Origin of the sequence: Streptomyces luteireticuli, from assembly GCF_041519305.1 — a bacterium.
GTDB lineage: Bacteria > Actinomycetota > Actinomycetes > Streptomycetales > Streptomycetaceae > Streptomyces > Streptomyces luteireticuli.
On the sequence record NZ_CP167927.1, the window covers coordinates 5714466 to 5731953 of the forward strand.

General features: G+C 68.1%; 19 protein-coding genes. 15 read left to right on the plus strand and 4 right to left on the minus strand.

The window, feature by feature from the left end; all coding sequences use genetic code 11:
- Positions 1 to 17: 17 nt before the first annotated feature.
- Entirely contained in the window at positions 18 to 356 is a 339-nt protein-coding gene (locus AB8735_RS25770; RefSeq protein WP_344019317.1) for a hypothetical protein, read from the plus strand.
- A gap of 17 nt (positions 357 to 373) precedes the next feature.
- On the opposite strand, the gene AB8735_RS25775 is transcribed toward AB8735_RS25770, so the two are convergent.
- A complete protein-coding gene (locus AB8735_RS25775) occupies positions 374 to 541 on the minus strand; it encodes a hypothetical protein (protein WP_372409655.1) in 168 nt (55 codons plus the stop codon).
- Between the two features lie 237 nt (positions 542 to 778).
- Here AB8735_RS25775 and AB8735_RS25780 point away from each other — a divergent pair, with 237 nt between their 5' ends.
- From AB8735_RS25780 to AB8735_RS25800, 5 genes are all read left to right on the plus strand, one after another.
- The gene (locus tag AB8735_RS25780; RefSeq protein WP_344019321.1) at positions 779 to 1294 is read left to right on the plus strand and encodes a MarR family transcriptional regulator; all 516 of its coding nucleotides are present in this window, start codon (positions 779 to 781) and stop codon (positions 1292 to 1294) included.
- Positions 1295 to 1347: 53 nt separating this feature from the next.
- Positions 1348 to 1686 carry a DUF3817 domain-containing protein gene (locus AB8735_RS25785; RefSeq protein ID WP_372409657.1) on the plus strand — a complete coding sequence of 113 codons (339 nt, stop codon included), beginning with the start codon at positions 1348 to 1350 and terminating at the stop codon, positions 1684 to 1686.
- Positions 1687 to 1850: 164 nt separating this feature from the next.
- Positions 1851 to 3551 (plus strand): methylmalonyl-CoA mutase, encoded by a 1701-nt coding sequence (locus AB8735_RS25790; protein ID WP_372409658.1) that lies wholly within the window; start codon positions 1851 to 1853, stop codon positions 3549 to 3551.
- A gap of 162 nt (positions 3552 to 3713) precedes the next feature.
- The gene (locus tag AB8735_RS25795) at positions 3714 to 4856 is read left to right on the plus strand and encodes a serine hydrolase domain-containing protein (RefSeq protein ID WP_372409659.1); all 1143 of its coding nucleotides are present in this window, start codon (positions 3714 to 3716) and stop codon (positions 4854 to 4856) included.
- Positions 4857 to 4888: 32 nt separating this feature from the next.
- Positions 4889 to 5761: an SAM-dependent methyltransferase gene (locus tag AB8735_RS25800; protein ID WP_372409661.1), complete on the plus strand. Its 873-nt coding sequence runs from the start codon at positions 4889 to 4891 to the stop codon at positions 5759 to 5761.
- 7 nt (positions 5762 to 5768) lie between these two features.
- Here the strand turns inward: AB8735_RS25800 and AB8735_RS25805 are convergent, their stop codons facing one another.
- Positions 5769 to 6017, minus strand: coding sequence for a hypothetical protein (locus tag AB8735_RS25805; protein ID WP_372409662.1), 249 nt, complete (start codon positions 6015 to 6017; stop codon positions 5769 to 5771).
- Positions 6014 to 6301, minus strand: a complete 288-nt coding sequence (locus AB8735_RS25810; RefSeq protein ID WP_372409663.1) for a hypothetical protein — start codon at positions 6299 to 6301, stop codon at positions 6014 to 6016. Before AB8735_RS25810 ends, AB8735_RS25805 begins: the two co-directional genes overlap by 4 nt.
- A 208-nt stretch (positions 6302 to 6509) precedes the next feature.
- Here AB8735_RS25810 and AB8735_RS25815 point away from each other — a divergent pair, with 208 nt between their 5' ends.
- The 6 genes from AB8735_RS25815 to AB8735_RS25840 all read left to right on the plus strand — a co-directional run bounded on the left by AB8735_RS25815 (position 6510) and on the right by AB8735_RS25840 (position 13843).
- Positions 6510 to 7334 (plus strand): helix-turn-helix domain-containing protein, encoded by an 825-nt coding sequence (locus AB8735_RS25815; protein ID WP_372409664.1) that lies wholly within the window; start codon positions 6510 to 6512, stop codon positions 7332 to 7334.
- Positions 7316 to 7498 carry a DUF397 domain-containing protein gene (locus AB8735_RS25820; protein WP_372409665.1) on the plus strand — a complete coding sequence of 61 codons (183 nt, stop codon included), beginning with the start codon at positions 7316 to 7318 and terminating at the stop codon, positions 7496 to 7498. The genes AB8735_RS25815 and AB8735_RS25820 overlap by 19 nt, the downstream gene beginning before the upstream one ends.
- A gap of 620 nt (positions 7499 to 8118) precedes the next feature.
- Positions 8119 to 12480 (plus strand): RICIN domain-containing protein, encoded by a 4362-nt coding sequence (locus AB8735_RS25825; RefSeq protein ID WP_372409666.1) that lies wholly within the window; start codon positions 8119 to 8121, stop codon positions 12478 to 12480.
- Between the two features lie 16 nt (positions 12481 to 12496).
- On the plus strand, positions 12497 to 12784 hold the full coding sequence (locus AB8735_RS25830) for a hypothetical protein (RefSeq protein ID WP_372409668.1): 288 nt from the start codon (positions 12497 to 12499) through the stop codon (positions 12782 to 12784).
- A gap of 124 nt (positions 12785 to 12908) precedes the next feature.
- Positions 12909 to 13157: a hypothetical protein gene (locus AB8735_RS25835; protein ID WP_372409669.1), complete on the plus strand. Its 249-nt coding sequence runs from the start codon at positions 12909 to 12911 to the stop codon at positions 13155 to 13157.
- Positions 13154 to 13843 (plus strand): hypothetical protein, encoded by a 690-nt coding sequence (locus AB8735_RS25840; protein WP_372409670.1) that lies wholly within the window; start codon positions 13154 to 13156, stop codon positions 13841 to 13843. Before AB8735_RS25835 ends, AB8735_RS25840 begins: the two co-directional genes overlap by 4 nt.
- A gap of 26 nt (positions 13844 to 13869) precedes the next feature.
- Here AB8735_RS25840 and AB8735_RS25845 read toward each other — a convergent pair whose 3' ends face one another.
- Positions 13870 to 14511: a TetR/AcrR family transcriptional regulator gene (locus AB8735_RS25845; RefSeq protein WP_372409671.1), complete on the minus strand. Its 642-nt coding sequence runs from the start codon at positions 14509 to 14511 to the stop codon at positions 13870 to 13872.
- 216 nt (positions 14512 to 14727) lie between these two features.
- Between AB8735_RS25845 and AB8735_RS25850 the strand changes: the two genes are divergently transcribed.
- The 3 genes from AB8735_RS25850 (at position 14728) to AB8735_RS25860 (ending at position 17476) form a co-directional block, all read left to right on the plus strand.
- The gene (locus AB8735_RS25850; RefSeq protein WP_344019348.1) at positions 14728 to 15699 is read left to right on the plus strand and encodes a tetratricopeptide repeat protein; all 972 of its coding nucleotides are present in this window, start codon (positions 14728 to 14730) and stop codon (positions 15697 to 15699) included.
- 561 nt (positions 15700 to 16260) lie between these two features.
- Positions 16261 to 16902: a DUF6230 family protein gene (locus AB8735_RS25855; RefSeq protein WP_372409674.1), complete on the plus strand. Its 642-nt coding sequence runs from the start codon at positions 16261 to 16263 to the stop codon at positions 16900 to 16902.
- Between the two features lie 100 nt (positions 16903 to 17002).
- On the plus strand, positions 17003 to 17476 hold the full coding sequence (locus tag AB8735_RS25860) for a DUF6114 domain-containing protein (protein ID WP_372409676.1): 474 nt from the start codon (positions 17003 to 17005) through the stop codon (positions 17474 to 17476).
- Positions 17477 to 17488: the final 12 nt, after the last annotated feature.

Genomic DNA, 17488 nt, shown 5'->3' on the forward strand with positions numbered 1-17488 from the left:
ATCAAGGGGGACGCGGGATGTTCGGCAAGGACAAGGGCAAGGGCGGGAGCACGCAGACGCAGGTCGTGGTGGTGCGCGACGCGCAGGCCGTCGCGGAGGCGATCCGGGAGGCGCTGACCACCGCGAGTCCCGAGGAACGGCCGGGGCTGGAGCGTGCCGCCGCCATCGTCGCGGAGCGGACTCCTCGTCCGGACGCGGAGGTACGGGGCGAGTGGGCGCGCGCCATCGTGACGGCCGCGGGCTTCGACCCGCGCACCCAGGAACTCCACGCGATCCGCGCCCTGCGGCGGGCCGAGCCCGGGCTCGGCCTGGCGGCGGCGGTCCAGCTGGTGCGGGAGGCCGCGGCGGTGGAGTGAGCCCGCGGCGTACGCGCTCACGCGGCCCGGCCGCGCTCCTCCTCGTGCTTGCGTGCGGCCCGCCGGACGGCTTCCTTGAGACTCCCCGGCGGCCCACCGGCGGGCTCGGCGGTGCGGGGGCGCACCTCGTCGGCGTCGGCCTTCTTCCGCCCGTCCCGCGCGCGGTCCTCGTCCCTGTCGCTCATGGCCACCTCCGGGCAGGCCGGCACGGGCTTTCCGGCCCTCACTCCTCAGTGTCCCCCTCCCCGCCCGCCCGGGCATCCGTCAGCGGGGTGCCACGGGGGCGAAGCCTCGGCGGAGACGGTGAAGGGGCGGGGCGGGGAGCGAACCCCCACCGCGCACCCGTCGCGCACCCCCACCCCACCCGTCCCGATCCCCGAGACACCCCCGACCGCGATATGACCTGACGGTACGCTCGTCCCGTGTCCAAGCCCCTCAGCCTCCCCTTCGACCCCATCGCCCGCGCCGACGAGCTGTGGCAGCAGCGCTGGGGCTCCGTGCCGTCCATGGCCGCGATCACCTCGATCATGCGGGCGCAGCAGATCCTGCTCGGCCAGGTGGACGCCGTCGTCAAGCCGTACGGGCTGACCTTCGCCCGGTACGAGGCACTCGTCCTGCTCACCTTCTCCAAGGCCGGCGAGCTCCCGATGTCCAAGATCGGCGAGCGGCTGATGGTGCACCCCACCTCCGTGACCAACACCGTCGACCGCCTGGTCACGGCCGGTCTCGTGGACAAGCGGCCCAATCCCCGCGACGGCCGCGGCACCCTCGCGTCGATCACGGAGAAGGGCCGGGAGGTGGTCGACGCGGCCACCCGCGACCTGATGGCGATGGACTTCGGCCTGGGCACGTACGACGCCGGGCAGTGCGGCGAGATCTTCGACATGCTGCGCCCGTTGCGCGTGGCCGCCGGGGATTTCACCGATCCGGAGGAGTAGGACACCCGGGGGCCGCCAAGATCGCCCCGGAACGTACCGCTACGCTCGACAGCATGAAAAAAGCCGTGCTGACCCGCTACCGCGTCCTCGCGTACATCACGGGTGTCCTGCTGATCCTCCTGACGTTGGGCATGATCGCCAAGTACGGGCTGGACATGGACGGCGTCTCGGGCCTCGTCCGGGTCGTCGCCATCGCGCACGGCTGGCTGTTCGTCGTCTATCTGGTCCTCGCCTTCGACATGGGCTCGAAGGCCAAGTGGTCCTTCGGGAAGTTGGCCTGGGTCCTGGTCGCGGGCACGATCCCCACCGCCGCGTTCATCGTCGAGCGCAAGGTCTCCCGCGAGCTGGAGCCCCTCTTCGTGGACGGCGCCGTGGCCACGGCCAAGGCCTAGGGCGGGTCCGACGGGTCGGCACAGGCCCTGGCACCGCACCACCGACAACGCCCCGGACGCAGGCAGACCCTTGTGTCCGGGGCGTTCTTGCGCGACCATTTACTAGGACGTCCTAGTAAATTCACGGTCGCGCGACGGTGCGCGGAGAGGCGGACGGCACCACCATGGACGCAGCATCCATCGACGCGGGGCGCACCCGCTGGCAGGCCCGCTACGACGCGGCCCGCAAGCGCGACGCCGACTTCAGCACCCTCTCGGGCGACCCGGTCGAGCCGCTCTACGGGCCCCGCCCGGGCGACACCTACGAGGGATTCGAGCGGATCGGCTGGCCGGGCGAGTACCCCTTCACCCGCGGCCTGTACGCGACCGGCTACCGCGGACGCACCTGGACCATCCGCCAGTTCGCCGGCTTCGGCAACGCCGAGCAGACCAACGAGCGCTACAAGATGATCCTGGCCGCCGGCGGCGGCGGCCTCTCCGTCGCCTTCGACATGCCCACCCTCATGGGCCGCGACTCCGACGACCCCCACTCCCTCGGCGAGGTCGGCCACTGCGGCGTCGCCATCGACTCCGCCGCCGACATGGAGGTCCTCTTCAAGGACATCCCGCTCGGCGACGTCACCACCTCCATGACGATCAGCGGCCCCGCCGTGCCCGTCTTCTGCATGTACCTCGTCGCCGCCGAGCGCCAGGGCGTCGACCCGTCCGTCCTCAACGGCACGCTCCAGACGGACATCTTCAAGGAGTACATCGCCCAGAAGGAGTGGCTCTTCGGCCCCGAGCCCCATCTGCGCCTGATCGGCGACCTGATGGAGCACTGCGCCCGCGACATCCCCGCCTACAAGCCCCTCTCCGTCTCCGGCTACCACATCCGCGAGGCGGGCGCGACGGCCGCGCAGGAGCTGGCGTACACGCTGGCGGACGGCTTCGGCTATGTGGAGCTGGGGTTGAGCCGGGGCCTCGACGTCGACATCTTCGCCCCCGGCCTCTCCTTCTTCTTCGACGCCCACGTCGACTTCTTCGAGGAGATCGCCAAGTTCCGCGCCGCACGCCGGATCTGGGCCCGCTGGATGAAGGAGGTCTACGGCGCGAAGACCGACAAGGCGCAGTGGCTCCGCTTCCACACCCAGACCGCCGGCGTCTCGCTCACCGCCCAGCAGCCGTACAACAACGTCGTCCGCACCGCGGTCGAGGCCCTCGCCGCGGTCCTCGGCGGCACCAACTCCCTGCACACCAACGCCCTCGACGAGACCCTCGCCCTGCCCAGCGAGCAGGCCGCCGAGATCGCGCTGCGCACCCAGCAGGTGCTCATGGAGGAGACCGGCGTCGCCAACGTCGCGGACCCGCTGGGCGGTTCGTGGTTCGTCGAGCAGCTCACCGACCGCATCGAGGCCGACGCCGAGAAGATCTTCGAGCAGATAAAGGAGCGCGGGCTCCGGGCGCACCCCGACGGGAAGCACCCCATCGGCCCCATCACCTCCGGCATCCTGCGCGGCATCGAGGACGGCTGGTTCACCGGCGAGATCGCCGAGAGCGCCTTCCGCTACCAACAGGCGCTGGAGAAGGGCGAGAAGCGGGTCGTCGGCGTCAACTGCCACGAGGGCTCGGTCACCGGCGACCTGGAGATCCTCCGCGTCAGCCACGAGGTGGAGCGCGAGCAGGTCCGCGTCCTGGCCGGCCGCAAGGCCACGCGCGACGACGCGAAGGTGGAGGCCGCCCTGGCCGCCATGCTCACCGCCGCCCGTGACGGCTCCAACATGATCGCCCCCATGCTGGACGCCGTGCGCGCCGAGGCCACCCTCGGCGAGATCTGCGACGCGCTCCGGGAGGAGTGGGGGACGTACACGGAGCCGGCGGGCTTCTGACGCCTGTCCTGTCGAACGAGTGGAGGGTTGCAGTCATCCGCACGATGTGGCGGTGACTGCAACCCTCCACTCGTGCGTCGGCCCAAATTGCGTTGCGCGGGTCCGGGGCGGGCGCCTTAGGGTGGCCCGGTTCTTGGATCTTGTTTGAGGGGGCTGGGACCCGTGCATCACAACGGATGGGTCGACGAGGGGTACGGAGCCGTAGCGGACGCGTTCGCGCGCAACTTCGCGGAGACGCCGGAGCTGGGCGCGGCCGTCACCGTCCACGTGGGCGGCCGAAAGGTCGTCGACCTTTGGGGCGGCGTCGCGGACGAGCGCACGGGCCGTGCCTGGGAGGAGCACACCCCCGTCCCGGTGATGTCCGCGACGAAGGGCGTCCTCGTCCTCTGCGTCCACCTCCTCGCCCAGGAGGGCCGCCTGGACCTCGACGCGCCCGTGGCCCGCTACTGGCCGGAGTTCGCCCGCAACGGCAAGGAGGGGATCACCACCCGTATGATCCTCGCCCACCGCGCGGGCGTCCCCGTCCTCGACGCCACCCCCGCCTTCGAGGAGATCCTCGACTGGACGCCCGTCGTCCACGCCCTGGAGGAGCAGAAGCCGCTCTGGGAGCCGGGGACGGCGCACGAGTACCACGGCCACACCATCGGCTGGCTCGCCGGCGAGATCATCCGCCGCGTCACGGGCCTGACGCCGGGCGCCTACTTCCGCTCGGCGATCGCCGACGCCCTCTCCCTCACCACCTGGATCGGCGTCCCGGCGGACCGGCTCCCGGGCCTGGCCCGCCTCGCGGCCGACGGCCCGGCGCCGCAGCTGCCGCCGGACTCCCTCTTCGCCCGCATCCTCACGATGAACGGCGAGTTCGTCTTCCCCGGCATCGACGACCCCCGCGGCTGGAACTCCCCGGCGATGCTCACCGCCGAGATCCCCGGCACGGGTGGCGTCTCCACGGCCCGCGGCCTGGCGACGCTGTACGCGGCGGCGGTGACGGGCGTCGACGGCGGCCCGCGCCTCCTCTCCTCCGACACCGTGACGGACGCGCTCCGCGTCCAGTCCTCCGGCGTCTCCTGGTCCGGCTTCCCGGACCTGGGCGTGAGCTGGGGCAGCGGCTTCCACCTCGACTCCGGCTCCCAGGTCCCGATGCTCGGCCCGCGCAGCTTCGGCCACGACGGGGCCGGCGGCCATCTCGCCTTCGGCGACGACGAGTTCGGCGTCGGGTTCGGCTACGTCGCCAACCGCATGATCGGGGCGGACGACGAGCGCGCGGTGCGTCTGGTGGCCGCGTTGAAGGGGTGTCTGGCGGGCTGAAGGACTGCTTCAATCGTGCCCGGGAGGTACTCATGGGTACGGAACAGCAGTGGGACATCGTCTCGGGAGTCGGCATCACGGCACTGGCGGTCGCCGCCGGCAGAGCCGTCGAGGCAAGCCGCCCCGAAGCCCTGGCAGTTGACCCGTACGCGGCCCGCTTCGTCGAGGAGGCCGACGCGCCGATACCCCTGGTGACGACGCTCGCCGAGGCCGAGGCCACGGACCCGACGGGGAATTGGGCGGCCTTCGCCACGTACGCGGGTGTCCGCACCCGCGCCTTCGACGAGCACTTCGAGCGGGCCGCGGCGGCCGGCGTCACCCAGGCGGTGGTGCTGGCCTCCGGCCTCGACACCCGGGCGTTCCGCCTCAACTGGCCACCGGACACGGTCCTCTACGAGATCGACCAGCCCCTCGTCCTGGACTTCAAGTCCACCGTCCTGCGCAAGCACGGCGCCGCGCCCACCGTCCCTGCCCACCACTTGTTGGGCCTGGACCTGCGGAACGACTGGCCGGCGGCGCTGGAGACCGCGGGCTTCGACCGCACCCGCCCGACGGCCTGGCTCGCGGAGGGCCTGCTGCCCTACCTCCCGCCGGAGTCCGAGGAGTCCCTGTTCGGCGAGATCCACCGGCTGTCGGCCCCCGGCAGCCTGCTCGCCGTGGAGTACTACCTCGACCTCCAACAGGCCCTGGACGGCGCGGCGGAGCGCTCCCGCGAATGGGCCGAGAACCTCGAAATCATGATCCACACCGACCGGCGGCCCACTCCGGGGGAGCGCCTGTCGGGCATCGGCTGGGAAGTGCGGGACATACCGGTGACGGAGGCGGCCCGGGGGTACGGGCGGTCGCTGGACGTTCCGGTCCCTCTCTCGGGCAACGCGGTGTTCGCGTTCGCGCGGCGGGTGTAGGTGCAGGTCAGGGAAGGGGGACGAGTTTGACGACGGTCACCGTCACCACGGACCGGCTGACCAGGTAGGTCACGAAGGCGACGTTGCCCACCGTCGCGTCCCGGCGATCGTGGTCGCCCCGGACGGGGCCGGAGCCGCAGCCGTAGGGGTCCTGCGCGAGAGCGGCCATGCCGTTCTCGAACAGCTTGCGCCGTTCGGCAGTGAGGCTCCGGCGCTCGGCCTCGGCGTTGTCGGTGTAAGCGATGCGGTAGGTCAACCGGCGCTCCGGTACTCGTCGTCCGACCCGTCGGCGAAGTGAAGGCCGGAGAGATCCCCGGCCTTCAGCCGGGCGATCAGCGCCTCCTCGTCCGGGTCGTACGCCTGCGGCGTGCGCAGCGCCCAACGGGCCAGGACCCCGCCGATCTCGTCCGCGCCCGCCTGCTCCGCCTCCTGCTCGAACTCGGCGCGCTGTTCCTCGGGCAGTACCTCACGGATGGAGCGAATGGTGCCGGGCAACTCCACTCTCCGGCCGCCGATGGTGGTGGTGAAGGTCTTCGCCATGCCCACTCCTCTGCTCGATGCCGCTGGCTGGTGGCGGTCATCTCGACTATGCCCGGTGCGGGCGAGCATGCGTCCGGATGGCCCCTCCCGAGTGCCCTGGGCGCGGCGTTCACCCGTACGTGCGACGAGATTTCGGACGTGGCTCGTTCGCGGCTTGCCCGCCCTAGCCTCCGCAAGTACCGGAAGAGGTACGGGAGGGTGAGCAGTAGTGGCGAGCGAGACGTCCCAGCCGCCGATGGCATGGCGGTTGTGCGGGAATCAGGTCAAGTTGTGGCGGCAGGACGCGGGTGTCAGCCGTGAGGAGCTCGGCCAAGAGGCCGGGTACGGGTCGGAGACCATCAGGGCGATGGAGCAGGGGCGACGGCGGCCGACCCAGCGTTTGCTCGACATTGCGGATGAAATGTGCGGGGCGCGGGGGAAGTTGCGGGCGGCTTCGGCTTATCTGCAGCCGGAGAGCGTACCGGAGCGGATCGAGGCGTTTCTGGATGCAGAAGCAAGGGCGATCGCTCAGTGTCACTACCAGACACTGCTGATTCCCGGTCTGCTTCAGACCGAAGAGTACGCACGCGCGTTGCTCAGCGCACATTGTCCTCCCGTGGACGACAGGACGGTTGAGGAACGCCTATCGCTTCGGATGAGCAGGCAGGAGCGTCTGAGGAAGCAGGATGTGCTGTTCAGCTTCGTGCTCTATGAAGCTGCTCTGCACACCGGTGTTGGCGGGCCTGAGGTTATGAACGGTCAGCTGAGCCGCCTGCTTGATGTCGGCGGGCTGCGCAACGTGTCCGTCCAGGTGCTCCTCACGGAACACGGTCGTCATGGATGGCTGGATGGCCCATTCACCCTGTTCGAGACGGATGAGCGAGAGCGGTATCTCTACATGGAGGCCCCTGGCATGAACGGCTTGTTCGAGGAGCGGGGGCACGTCGGCAACTTCTCGCAGCGGTTCGGCATGCTCCGTGCACAGGCCCTCAACTTCGAGGATTCGGCGGCGCACATCAGAAAGTTGGCGGAAGAATGGCGATCGACGAACTGACCTGGTTCAAGTCCACCTACAGCGACGGCGAAGGCATCGAGTGCGTCGAGGTCGCGACTTCGACGCACTCGGTCCTCATTCGCGACTCCAAACGCCGGAACGGGCCCTGCCTCTCTATGCCCCGTGCCGCCTGGATGGAATTCGTCGCCGACGCGGGCGAGTAGAGGGGATCGCCTGCACTCACGATGGAGGCAGTGTCCCCATCCTCAGTCGTTTCTGGGGGGTGTTCGTCAGGCGTTCAACTGTCTGCTCTGAGTGACGAACGGGCGCTCACCAGATCCATGGGGTGTCCTTTGGCGGTTCCCTTGGTCAAGTGGCCCATGCGTCTGGGCGTGCTCGGCAAGGGGTGCTCGCAGATGACAAGGAGGCGCCGCCGGGGGCGGCACTCGGGTGCTGCCGGCTAGGCGGCCAGCGGTCGACCAACACCAAGCTGCGAGGCGCTAGTTACCCCTTGTATGAGCCACTTGCCTGTGCGTAGGGTAACTCCAGTGCCTGGCGGGCCTTCAGTGATCCGTCAGTCTGCATGCCAGCTATTGGATGACCAGGCGGATAGCGTCGCCGCGGGGCAGGAACACGTCATGCCGTGACACCGGCCGTTCGTGCGCATCACCGGCCTGGGCCAGCACAGTCTTCCTTGAACTCGCTCTGAGGCAGCAGGTTCCCTCTGCCCCGCAGGACGTGCCATCCGTCCGTCCTACCGAGAACAGGGGATGCACTCTTGCGTGCCAGACAGGGGTTCCTCATACCCCCATCACGAAGATCCAGATTCATCGCTTCTGTCGTCATGGCGACGGTCCTGACCATGGCTGTTCTAGCTGCCTTGGTTGTACGACCGAGTTCGTTCCGCGGGCTTACAGACGCCCAGCTGGCAGACGACAGCTACGACGGCTTCGATGTCGGTGCAGCTGAACAGTTGAGGCAAGATCAGTGCCTGATGGCCGGCGTGTTGCGTATGGGCGGCCCAGCCATTTTCACCTATGCGCAGGACGCGCTGAATCAACCACCAGACAAACTTCACTCGGCGGCCGACCAGCAGTACTGGGAGCACACGCCGCTTTCCAAAGCGCTCGAAAAAGATAGGGGAGTTGCCGATAAGGAAGGGTCGGCTCTCTATGACCGCCTCCAAGACTGGAAGAAGCCACTGGACGGTCTGTCCACACCAGGCGGGTTCAGTGAGTCGGGGTTCCACTGGCCCCCTGGAGTACCTGCAACGGAAGACAACTTCTTTGACCGGACTGGCCTCTCGAAATGGATCGGACAGCAGTTCTGGAAGGAGGAAGGCGAGTTCTACAAGGACCCGACTCCTCGGGCTGACGACGTCACGGTCAAAGCCGTCAAGGACCTGGGCACCCCCCTCTATGATCAGGCCCCAGACCCGGGGCTTCCGGCTCCTGAATGGCAACGAGCATTCGCTGAGCATCAGGCGTGGGGGACCCTGGCGAATTGGTCGCTGCAGCCGACGGGTGCGGACAACGCTCGTATCTTCCTGTCTTCCGGTGGATTTCCGCGCACTGCGCCTGAGCCGGACAGCCTTGAGTTCCGACTTGCGGTCGAGGACCTGAAGTCCCGTTTCGCCACCTGTGCCTGGCGCAACCCACCGGATCCGAGCAAGGTTCTCGGGAAGGAGGCTGCAGCGGCAACACAGGAATGGCAGCAGGAGGTCGTCTCGCAAGCACTCCAACGCAACCAGATCCTCGATGCTAGCCGTGATTCCGCCAGAGCTCTGACCATTGGCGCAAAATCGCTTGGGGAGATGCTGGGGCAGTCCTGGATTGCTGACCATTTGGCGCGCTGGCAGGACTACTGGTCCGCTGGTGGACCTGGCTGGATCGGGGACAGCCCGGTGATTGTGCACGCGCATGGCTCTCCCGAAAAGTGTCTGGACGTCCAAGGAGGAAAGTCCTCCAATGGCACCCCGGTTCAGCTCTACACCTGCAATGGCACTGGGGCGCAGAAGTGGGTTATGCAAGATGATGCGTTGCGGAACCTGGACTCCGGTAAATGTTTGGATGTCAAAAGCTCTGGAACCGAAAATGGTACGGCGGTTCAGATATGGTCGTGCAACGGCTCCAGGGCGCAAAACTGGCGGTACTCCACGCACGGCACGACTAGCCTGCGCAATGTTGGCACGGGTAATTGCCTTGACCTGCACACCTTTGACAACGGCCGTGATGCGTGGGTCTGGGACTGCAACGGCAGCAGTGCGCAGAAGTTTGACATCGTCCCATCTGGCCACAATGGCGCCGACAACGTACTTCGCTACCCGCAGAAGGGCGAGTTCGACCAGGCGAAGAGGGGAGTGGCAGGTACTCAGGCTGAGGCGAAGAAGCAGCTGGACCTGATCAAGTCTCAGGCATCCGTTGCCAAGAAAGCCGCCGCCGACGCAGAAGCTGCCAAGCAAGCCGCCTATGCGATCGCTGACAAAGCAGGCGCTCCCAGGGGGCGCGGTCTATTGGTAGGGCAACAGAAGGCACAGGTAACCGAGGCTTCTGCTGCTGCGCTTGAGGCACTCGCGAAGGCCGGCGAGACTGCCTACGCCGCAACCCGTGCCTCTGCTGGCGACAGCGAGACCATTGCCGCCCGCGCCCTGACACAAGCCGCTGCGTCGAAGGCTGCGTTCCGTACCGCCGCCGCACAGGAAGCAAAGGTGCAGGCCAAGGCTGCCGCTGATGCCGCAGCAATGCAGGCCAAGAATGCGAAGGACGCCCGCGACACCGCCAAGGCCAAGCTTGCCGAGACAGAGAAGGCCGAGGCGGATGCGAAGGCAGCAGCCGCCACCGCACATGCCAAGCGGCTCGCGGCGGAGAAGGAAGAGGCAACGGCCCGGGCGGAGAAGGAGACCGCTGCGCAGAAACAGGCCGAGGCCGCCGAGCACAAGAAGAACGCCGAAGGGTACGCAACCACGGCCAACGAGGCCAAGGGCAGGGCGGAAGCCGCCGAATCCACCGCAACAGAGAAGCGCAAGTCGGCAGAAGAAGCGCGGGACAAGGCCAAGTCCAAGCGGGACGACGCATGGGACGCGGCGCAAAAGGCTGATGCTGCCAGGGCCAAGGCCGATGCCAAGGACGCCTACGCCCAGGCCCACGAGTCCGACGACAACGCCAAGGATGCTCGGGCGGCTGCCGATGAGGCGGACAAGGCCGCCGGCGATGCGGAGGCCGCGGCGAAGTCAGCACGCACAGAGGCGGATGCGGCAACGCAGGCTGCTGCCGACGCCGATGCCGCCGCGACACGGGCCGAGGCGGCCGCGAAGCGCGCTCGCTCCAACGCCGATGCAGCGAAGTCGGCCAAGCTGAGGGCGGACGCCGCGGTGAAGACGGCGACGAGTACGGCCGCCGACGCGATCCGGGCGTCCCAGGAGGCGTCTACGGCGGCTCGCGCTGCGGTCAAGCTGGCCGACGACGCCGAGAAGGAAGCTGTCAACGCCAGGAAGCAGGCCGATGCGGCCAAGGCGGAGGCGGCCAAGGCAGTAGCGGGCTCGGCCGAGGCCGCCGGCCATGCGCACACCACCGCGCAGGCGGCGGAGGACGCCCGCAACGCAGCCAGGCAGGTCGCTGCCCCGGCCAATGATGCGATCCAGCTCGGCTCTCCCTATGTCACCACCGACTCCGTCGCCGGTCTGGCGGTGCTGACAGGACAGTCGTCGAAGGCCATCGCGGAGCAGCAACTGGCCGTCGCCGATGCGCATGCCCAGAACGCCCAGAAGGCTGCCGAGCAGGCGCAGAGCGTTGCCAATGCCGCGACCGGCGATGCGAAGGCCGCGTATGTGCTGGCTTCCGAAGCAGCCGGATCCGCTGCGGATGCCCGCAAGTCGGCGAAGGAAGCCCTGGGTTACGCCGCGGAGGCGGCGAAGGCCGCAGCGGACGCGGCGAAGTCGCTCGCCCGCACGATCGAACACGACCGGCAGGCGGCTGAAGACGCCGATGCTGCGGACAAGGCCGCAACTCGGGCCGAGGGCCACGCGAAGGACGCCCGTAGCTCCGCCGACCAGGCAGCACTGGATGCCGAGGGCGCCCGCAGGGCGGCGAGCGAGGCGGAAGAGGCGGCGAAGGACGCCCGCGCCGCTGCCGACCGTGCCGACGCGCAGGCCACCGCGGCCGAGGAAGCCGCCAAGGATGCACAGAAGGCAGCCGAGGATGCGCAGAAGGCTGCGGAGGAAGCTGCACGGAAGCAAGCGAACAAGCAGGTCTCCACAGGAGCGGGGACCGGTATCGCACGCACCTTCTATGTGGTTGACAAGGTCACACCGAATGGCGATCCCGAGTCGACCACGTGTGTTCTGGGCATGGGCAACAGCGGCTGCGACGTCACCTTCACCCTTCGCTTCGACGCAGTCGTCAGCTTCTACTTGTGCAGCAACCCTGACGTCCCTGCTACGGAAGCCGGCTGTCCGAAGGCCGACACAGTTTTCCTCGGTACGCAGACCCAGAAGGGCCTCACCAAGCAGATCACCAAGCACTTCTCGAACTGGGACATCGTCAAGGAAGTCGACAAGGCGTTCCTCAAGGGAATCTGGACTGCGCTAACCCAGGACTTCGTCGACTGTTGGCACGGCAGTGCCTCCGGGTGCGCCTGGGCTGCCGTCGCGTTCGTACCGGGGGAGAAGATCGCGGCTGCGGTCAAGGCCATCGTCAGGCTCGACGAGGCTCTGAGGACCGGCGTTGGCATTGCTGACGCATGGAAGGCGGCGAAAGCCGCTGGCGTGAAGGGCGACGTTCTTGCCGGGGTTGGCAAGAGGGTAAACGATGCGAAGAGGACATCGGCGGGTTGCGCAGTCGTCAAGGCTGCGAGGGCCAGGCATGCTGCCATGGCCAGCAACCCGCTGGAGTGCATGCCGCCTCTCCTGGACGACGTGGGCGAGGACTATGTTCGAGGCAAGCACGTCCAGGGAGGCGCAAAAATCGACCCGTACAGAGGGGTGTTCGATGCTTCAGTCGACTTGGATGAACTGGTCGATCTGGCAGGTACAGTCAAGGCCGTCGGCCCGAACCCCTCAGGCCACTACGAGCGTTACGTCAACGTGGGCAGACTGATCGGTGTCACGTCCGAAAAGACCGGTAGTAAACCTACGTCGTGGTTCCTTCTTGCACAGGACAAGTGGGGAAGCGTCCGCACGATGTATCCGATCGAGAAGCCGGCCACGTGACGGGAAGGTACGAGAGGTGTACATCTTCCTGGAGAACCAGCAGCACGAGCGTATCTCGGAGAAGGTCGGAGATGATGCTGCGGAGAGCTTCACATCAGCATGTCAGGCAGCCCCGGAGGGCAGCATCATGCGAGGTGTGCAGCGCTACGGTGACACGATGCTGAACAAACTCCAGCTTGAGCGGTTCGTAAGAGAACTGCACCAGCTCCCCGAAGAACAGAAGACGGAAGTGATCCGTCACGTGACTGAGATGGCTCAGCAAGCAGCGGCTTGCGGCGGCTACATGTACTTCTCCGGGGACTGACAGATGACCGCAGGCGGGGAAGGAACAGACCCGCCCCGCCTGCGGTTTCCGTGAACAACACCTATGAAAAGAGATGCACTGGATGCCCCTCGTCGTATACGTGGAAGACCAGAACCATGGGCGCATGGCCAAGACTCACGACGACCGTAAGGGAACCCTGTTGGCCTTGTGTGAGGCAGCTCCGGAGGGAAGCCTCATGCGTTGCGTACAGCGCTGCGGTGACACCATGCTGAACGAGATCCAACTGGGGGAGTTTATTGATGAGTTGAACGGACTGCCCATGGAAATGAGGAGTGGTACCGTTCGAAAGCTGGCAGCTGCGGCTGAGTTTGCAATCGCCTCTCACGGCTATCTGTACTTCGTTGGCACATGAACCACGACGCTGATCCTCGTCATCTCCTCGTCCGTGCACTGGGAGAGCAGTCCCCGCTGTATGTGCCGGAGACAGAGATCCATCCGGACGTCCCTGACTTCACCTGCAACGTACGGGGCGATGATCCCGCCCTGGGGGTTCCCGAGGACTTGGTCCGTAGCCTCGCCTCCTGGGCCATGTCCCGCCCAGCCGCCGGGTTCGCCTCTCGTCCTGAGCTTCGCAAGCACGTGAAGGAGGGCAGGGAGAAGGCACAACTGCTGGCCGCGCACCTCGGGCCCGCATGGGTGGTGCGTTACTGGGACGAACAGCACGAGTCGGCGAAGTTCGTCTGCTGGGGCTGCCGGCGTCTGCACTGGACCCTCGGTGCTCATGGCGATCCACCGCATCCCCTTCACGTCATCGTCCAGGGCGAGTACCGGTGGTACCCGCTCCGTGCGGAGGGGTTCGAGGATTTCGCCCCGGACGATCCGGCTGCCGCACTCGGCCTGTCCGACAGCTTGGTCGATGACCTGTACAAGTGGTCGGCGGACGTCGACGCCAACATGGACCTGTACCTGCAGGAGCGCGAAGAGGACGAACGCGAGGCGCGAAAGGAGGAACTGGAGCGTCGGGGTGAGGCGTTGGCCGCACGTGTCGTGCAGGAAGTCGGTCCTGGAAGGACCGTTACCTATAGAGGGGTCTGGTAGCCGTCGCCGCGGCCCCTATCTCCTCGTCAGGGGGAAGCGGAGCTCCCCGCCAACCCCCCGATCAGCAACGCCGTGAACCCCCGCGCCCACTCCCCGTCCACCGGCTCCGCGCTCACCAGCGTCCGGTGGACGACCGCCCCGGCGATCACGTCGAAGATGAGGTCCGCCGTGCGGGCGGCCGCGGCCGGTTCCTCCTCGCGGGGGAGTTCGCCGCGGGCCTGGGCGCGTTCGCGGCCCAGCAGGACGAGGTCCTTCTGGCGTTCGACTATCGCGGAGCGGATGCGTTCGCGGAGGGCCTCGTCGCGGGTGGATTCGGCGACGACGGCCATCAGGGCGGTCTTCGTCTCGGGGCGGTCGAGGAGGGCCGCGAAGCGGAGGACGACGCCCTCGATGTCGGCCTGGAGGCTGCCGCGGTCGGGGAGTTCGAGATGCTCGTCGAAGAGGTCGGCGACCGCGTCGACGACGAGCGCGTTCTTGCCCGCCCAGCGGCGGTAGAGCGTGGTCTTGGCCACTCCGGCCCGTGCCGCCACATCGCCCATGGTCAACTTGGACCAGCCCAGTTCGACCAGCGCGGCCCGCGTCGCGTCCAGGATCGCGCGGTCGGCCTCGGCGCTGCGCGGCCGGCCGGTGCGCGTGCCGGGCGGGGAACCAGGGGATGGAGGGGTCATGGGGCTGACCCTACCGCCGGGTAGTCAAGCCGGTATGAGGTAGATCACGGGTGGATCGCCGGAGGCCCTCTGCCGCCGCCCGGCCCTTCCAGTTACGCTACGACGCGTAGCGAAAGACGAGTGAGCGACAACCACGGACGCCGAGTGGGGACCCGGCGTTGCCGATTTCGCTGCGTACTTTTCCGATCGCGCCGCGGAAGGGGGAGGATAGGGACCATGCAGCCACGGAACATGTCCATGAGTGGAGTGGTCGACCTCGCCGCGGTGAAGGCGGCCGGGGAGGCCAAGCAGAAGGCCGAGCAGGCGCGGGTCGAGGCCGCGCGCCGCGGTGACGCGCCGGTGAGCGGCGCGGGCCGCCTGGTCTTCGACGCAGACGAGACGAACTTCGAGGCGGAGATCCTTCAGCGCTCCGCCGAGGTGCCCGTCGTCATTCAGTTCTGGGCTGAATGGTGCGCACCCTGCAAGCAGCTGATGCCGGTGCTGGAGGGGCTGGCCGCGGAGTACGCGGGCCGGTTCGTCCTGGCGAAGGTGGACATCGACAAGAACCCGCTGCTGATGCAGCAGTTCGGGGTGCAGTCGGTGCCGACGGTCTTCGCCGTGGTGGCGGGGCAGGCGCTGCCGCTGTTCCAGGGCGCCCAGCCGAAGGCCCAGGTCCAGCAGGTGCTGGACCAGTTGGTCCAGGTGTCGGAGGAGCGCTTCGGGATCGTGGGCGCGCCGGTCGAGCCGGGCGCGGAGCGGGAGGCGGCCGAGGACGCCCCGGTCCCCGCCGGTCCGTACGACGCGGCCCTGGGCGCGGCGCACGACGCGCTGGACAAGGGCGATCTCGCCGGTGCGATCCAGGCGTACAAGAACGTGCTGTCCGACGACCCGGGCCACCCGGAGGCGAAGCTGGGCCTGGCCCAGGCGGAGCTGCTCCAGCGGGTCCAGGGCATGGACGCGCAGCAGGTGCGCAAGGCGGCGGCCGAGGCGCCGGGCGATGTGCAGGCGCAGATCGCGGCGGCCGATCTCGATCTGGTCGGCGGGCATGTCGAGGACGCCTTCGGGCGGCTGATCGATGCGATCCGGCGCACGGCGGGCGACGACCGGGACGCGGCGCGGGTCCGGTTGCTGGAGCTCTTCGAGGTGATCGGGGCGGACGATCCGCGGGTCTCGGCGGCGCGTACGGCGCTGTCGCGTGCCCTGTTCTGACCCAGGGGAAACACCGGTCGCGCTATATCAAATCTTTATAAACTCCCTCGCGGCTACCGCGAGTAAGGGAAACCCGGGCATTCGCCCGGGTTTTTCCCGTTGTTCACCCATCTCGGAGGGCGGAGGGCGGACACGCGCCGTGTCCGGCCGTCGCGGCGCCGGCGCCTCCCGGCGCTCCCCGCAATTACTCGCTAGTAATGAACCTCTTGTGCCCCGCCCCGGAATGCACCACGATCGGCGGGACCCGGTCCAGCACCGCGGCCCGGCCATCCGGCCGGGGCACGGGAGTTGGGTCCCCACCGGGCCGGCCGGCGGCTGTCCGCCGGCCGTGGGACAGGGGGGTCCCCGCCGCCAACGGCTGGGCCTGTCCCGGAGGTTGCGCGCAAGGCGTGGCCACGTGGTTGTCGCTCGGGGGTGATCGCCGGTGCACCGGTCGCGGCTTGGCGTTGGACGCCGCCGCGCGCCGCGGCGGTCCGCTTCCGAGGACGTAGCACGTCTCCCACCCCGGGCCGGGGTCTTCCCAGTCCGTGCCGGGGTGTACGTCCGAGAAGGAGGCAAGTCATGAAGTCCCAGGCACGCGGTGGGACCAGATGGAAGCGGTTCGCCGTCGTCATGGTTCCCAGCGTCGGCGCGGCGGCCGCGGTCACGATGGCGATCGCGCAGGGCGCGCTGGCGGCGTCGTTCAGCGTTTCGGGCCAGCAGTTCCAGGTGGCCGCCGACCACATCTCCGCCACCGGCTTCACCCAGTACGGCGCGGCCGAGAACCCGGAGCCCGACGCGAAGGACCACAAGCCGGTCGCGGTGGTCGGGATCAGCCACGCGAACATCACCGGCTTGTGCCAGGCGGTCAACGTCGATACGCCCTTCGGCACGATCGGCCTCAAGCTGCAGGCCGGCAACAAGGGCAAGAAGGTCGAAGCGGAGCGCCTGTACATCGACGCGAACCAAATGAACGTCAACGAGGCGACGTTCAAGGACATCGACATCGGCGTGTCATCGGACGCGACCACCAAGGGTCCGGGCAAGTCGAGCGGTGACAGGAAGAAGAGCGTCCCCGGCTCGTTCGCCCAGCAGGCCGAGTCGGTGGAGTTCGACGGTGTCAACCAGACGGCGTGGGCGACCACGGCGGCCACCTTCACTCTCCCCGACCTCGACATGGGTGTCAGCCTCGGCGCGAAGAAGTGCGAAGTGAAGCCGCGCTGACACGCCGAACGGGCGGGTACGGGCCCGGGTTTCGGCCCCGTGCCCGTGCCGTGCCCGGCTCACGTACGACCGATACGCCAGTTCCGAGGAGCTGTACATCATGAGCGCCGAGACGCAACCACGGCCGGTCAATGGATTCGGCAGCGCACGCCGTTCGTTCCGGGACTGGCGAGGGCGGCGACCGTTCTGGGGCGGGCTGTGGACCATGCTGGCCGGGGTGCCGATCATGTACATCCCGTACCAGACGATGAAGATCGGTGACTTGAGCATCCGGCTGTCCACAACGGCGGGTGCGGGGTCGCTGATCATAGGCGTTCTGCTGATCGTGCTCGGACTGACCATGTGGTTCCAGCGGCACTCGCGCGTGTTCGCCGGGGTCGCGGCGATCCTGCTGGGTGTCGTCTCGCTCGTCGTGTCCAACTTCGGCGCCTTCCTGCTGGGGCTGCTCCCCGCCATGGTCGGCGGAGGACTCGCCGTGTCCTGGGCACCCGGCAGGCCCGTGGAGGAGACGCCGGACGAAGGCCCCGCCGACCATCCGGCCGCGCCCACCGGCCCGTCGCTCGTGAAGGAATGACCGGGGGACACC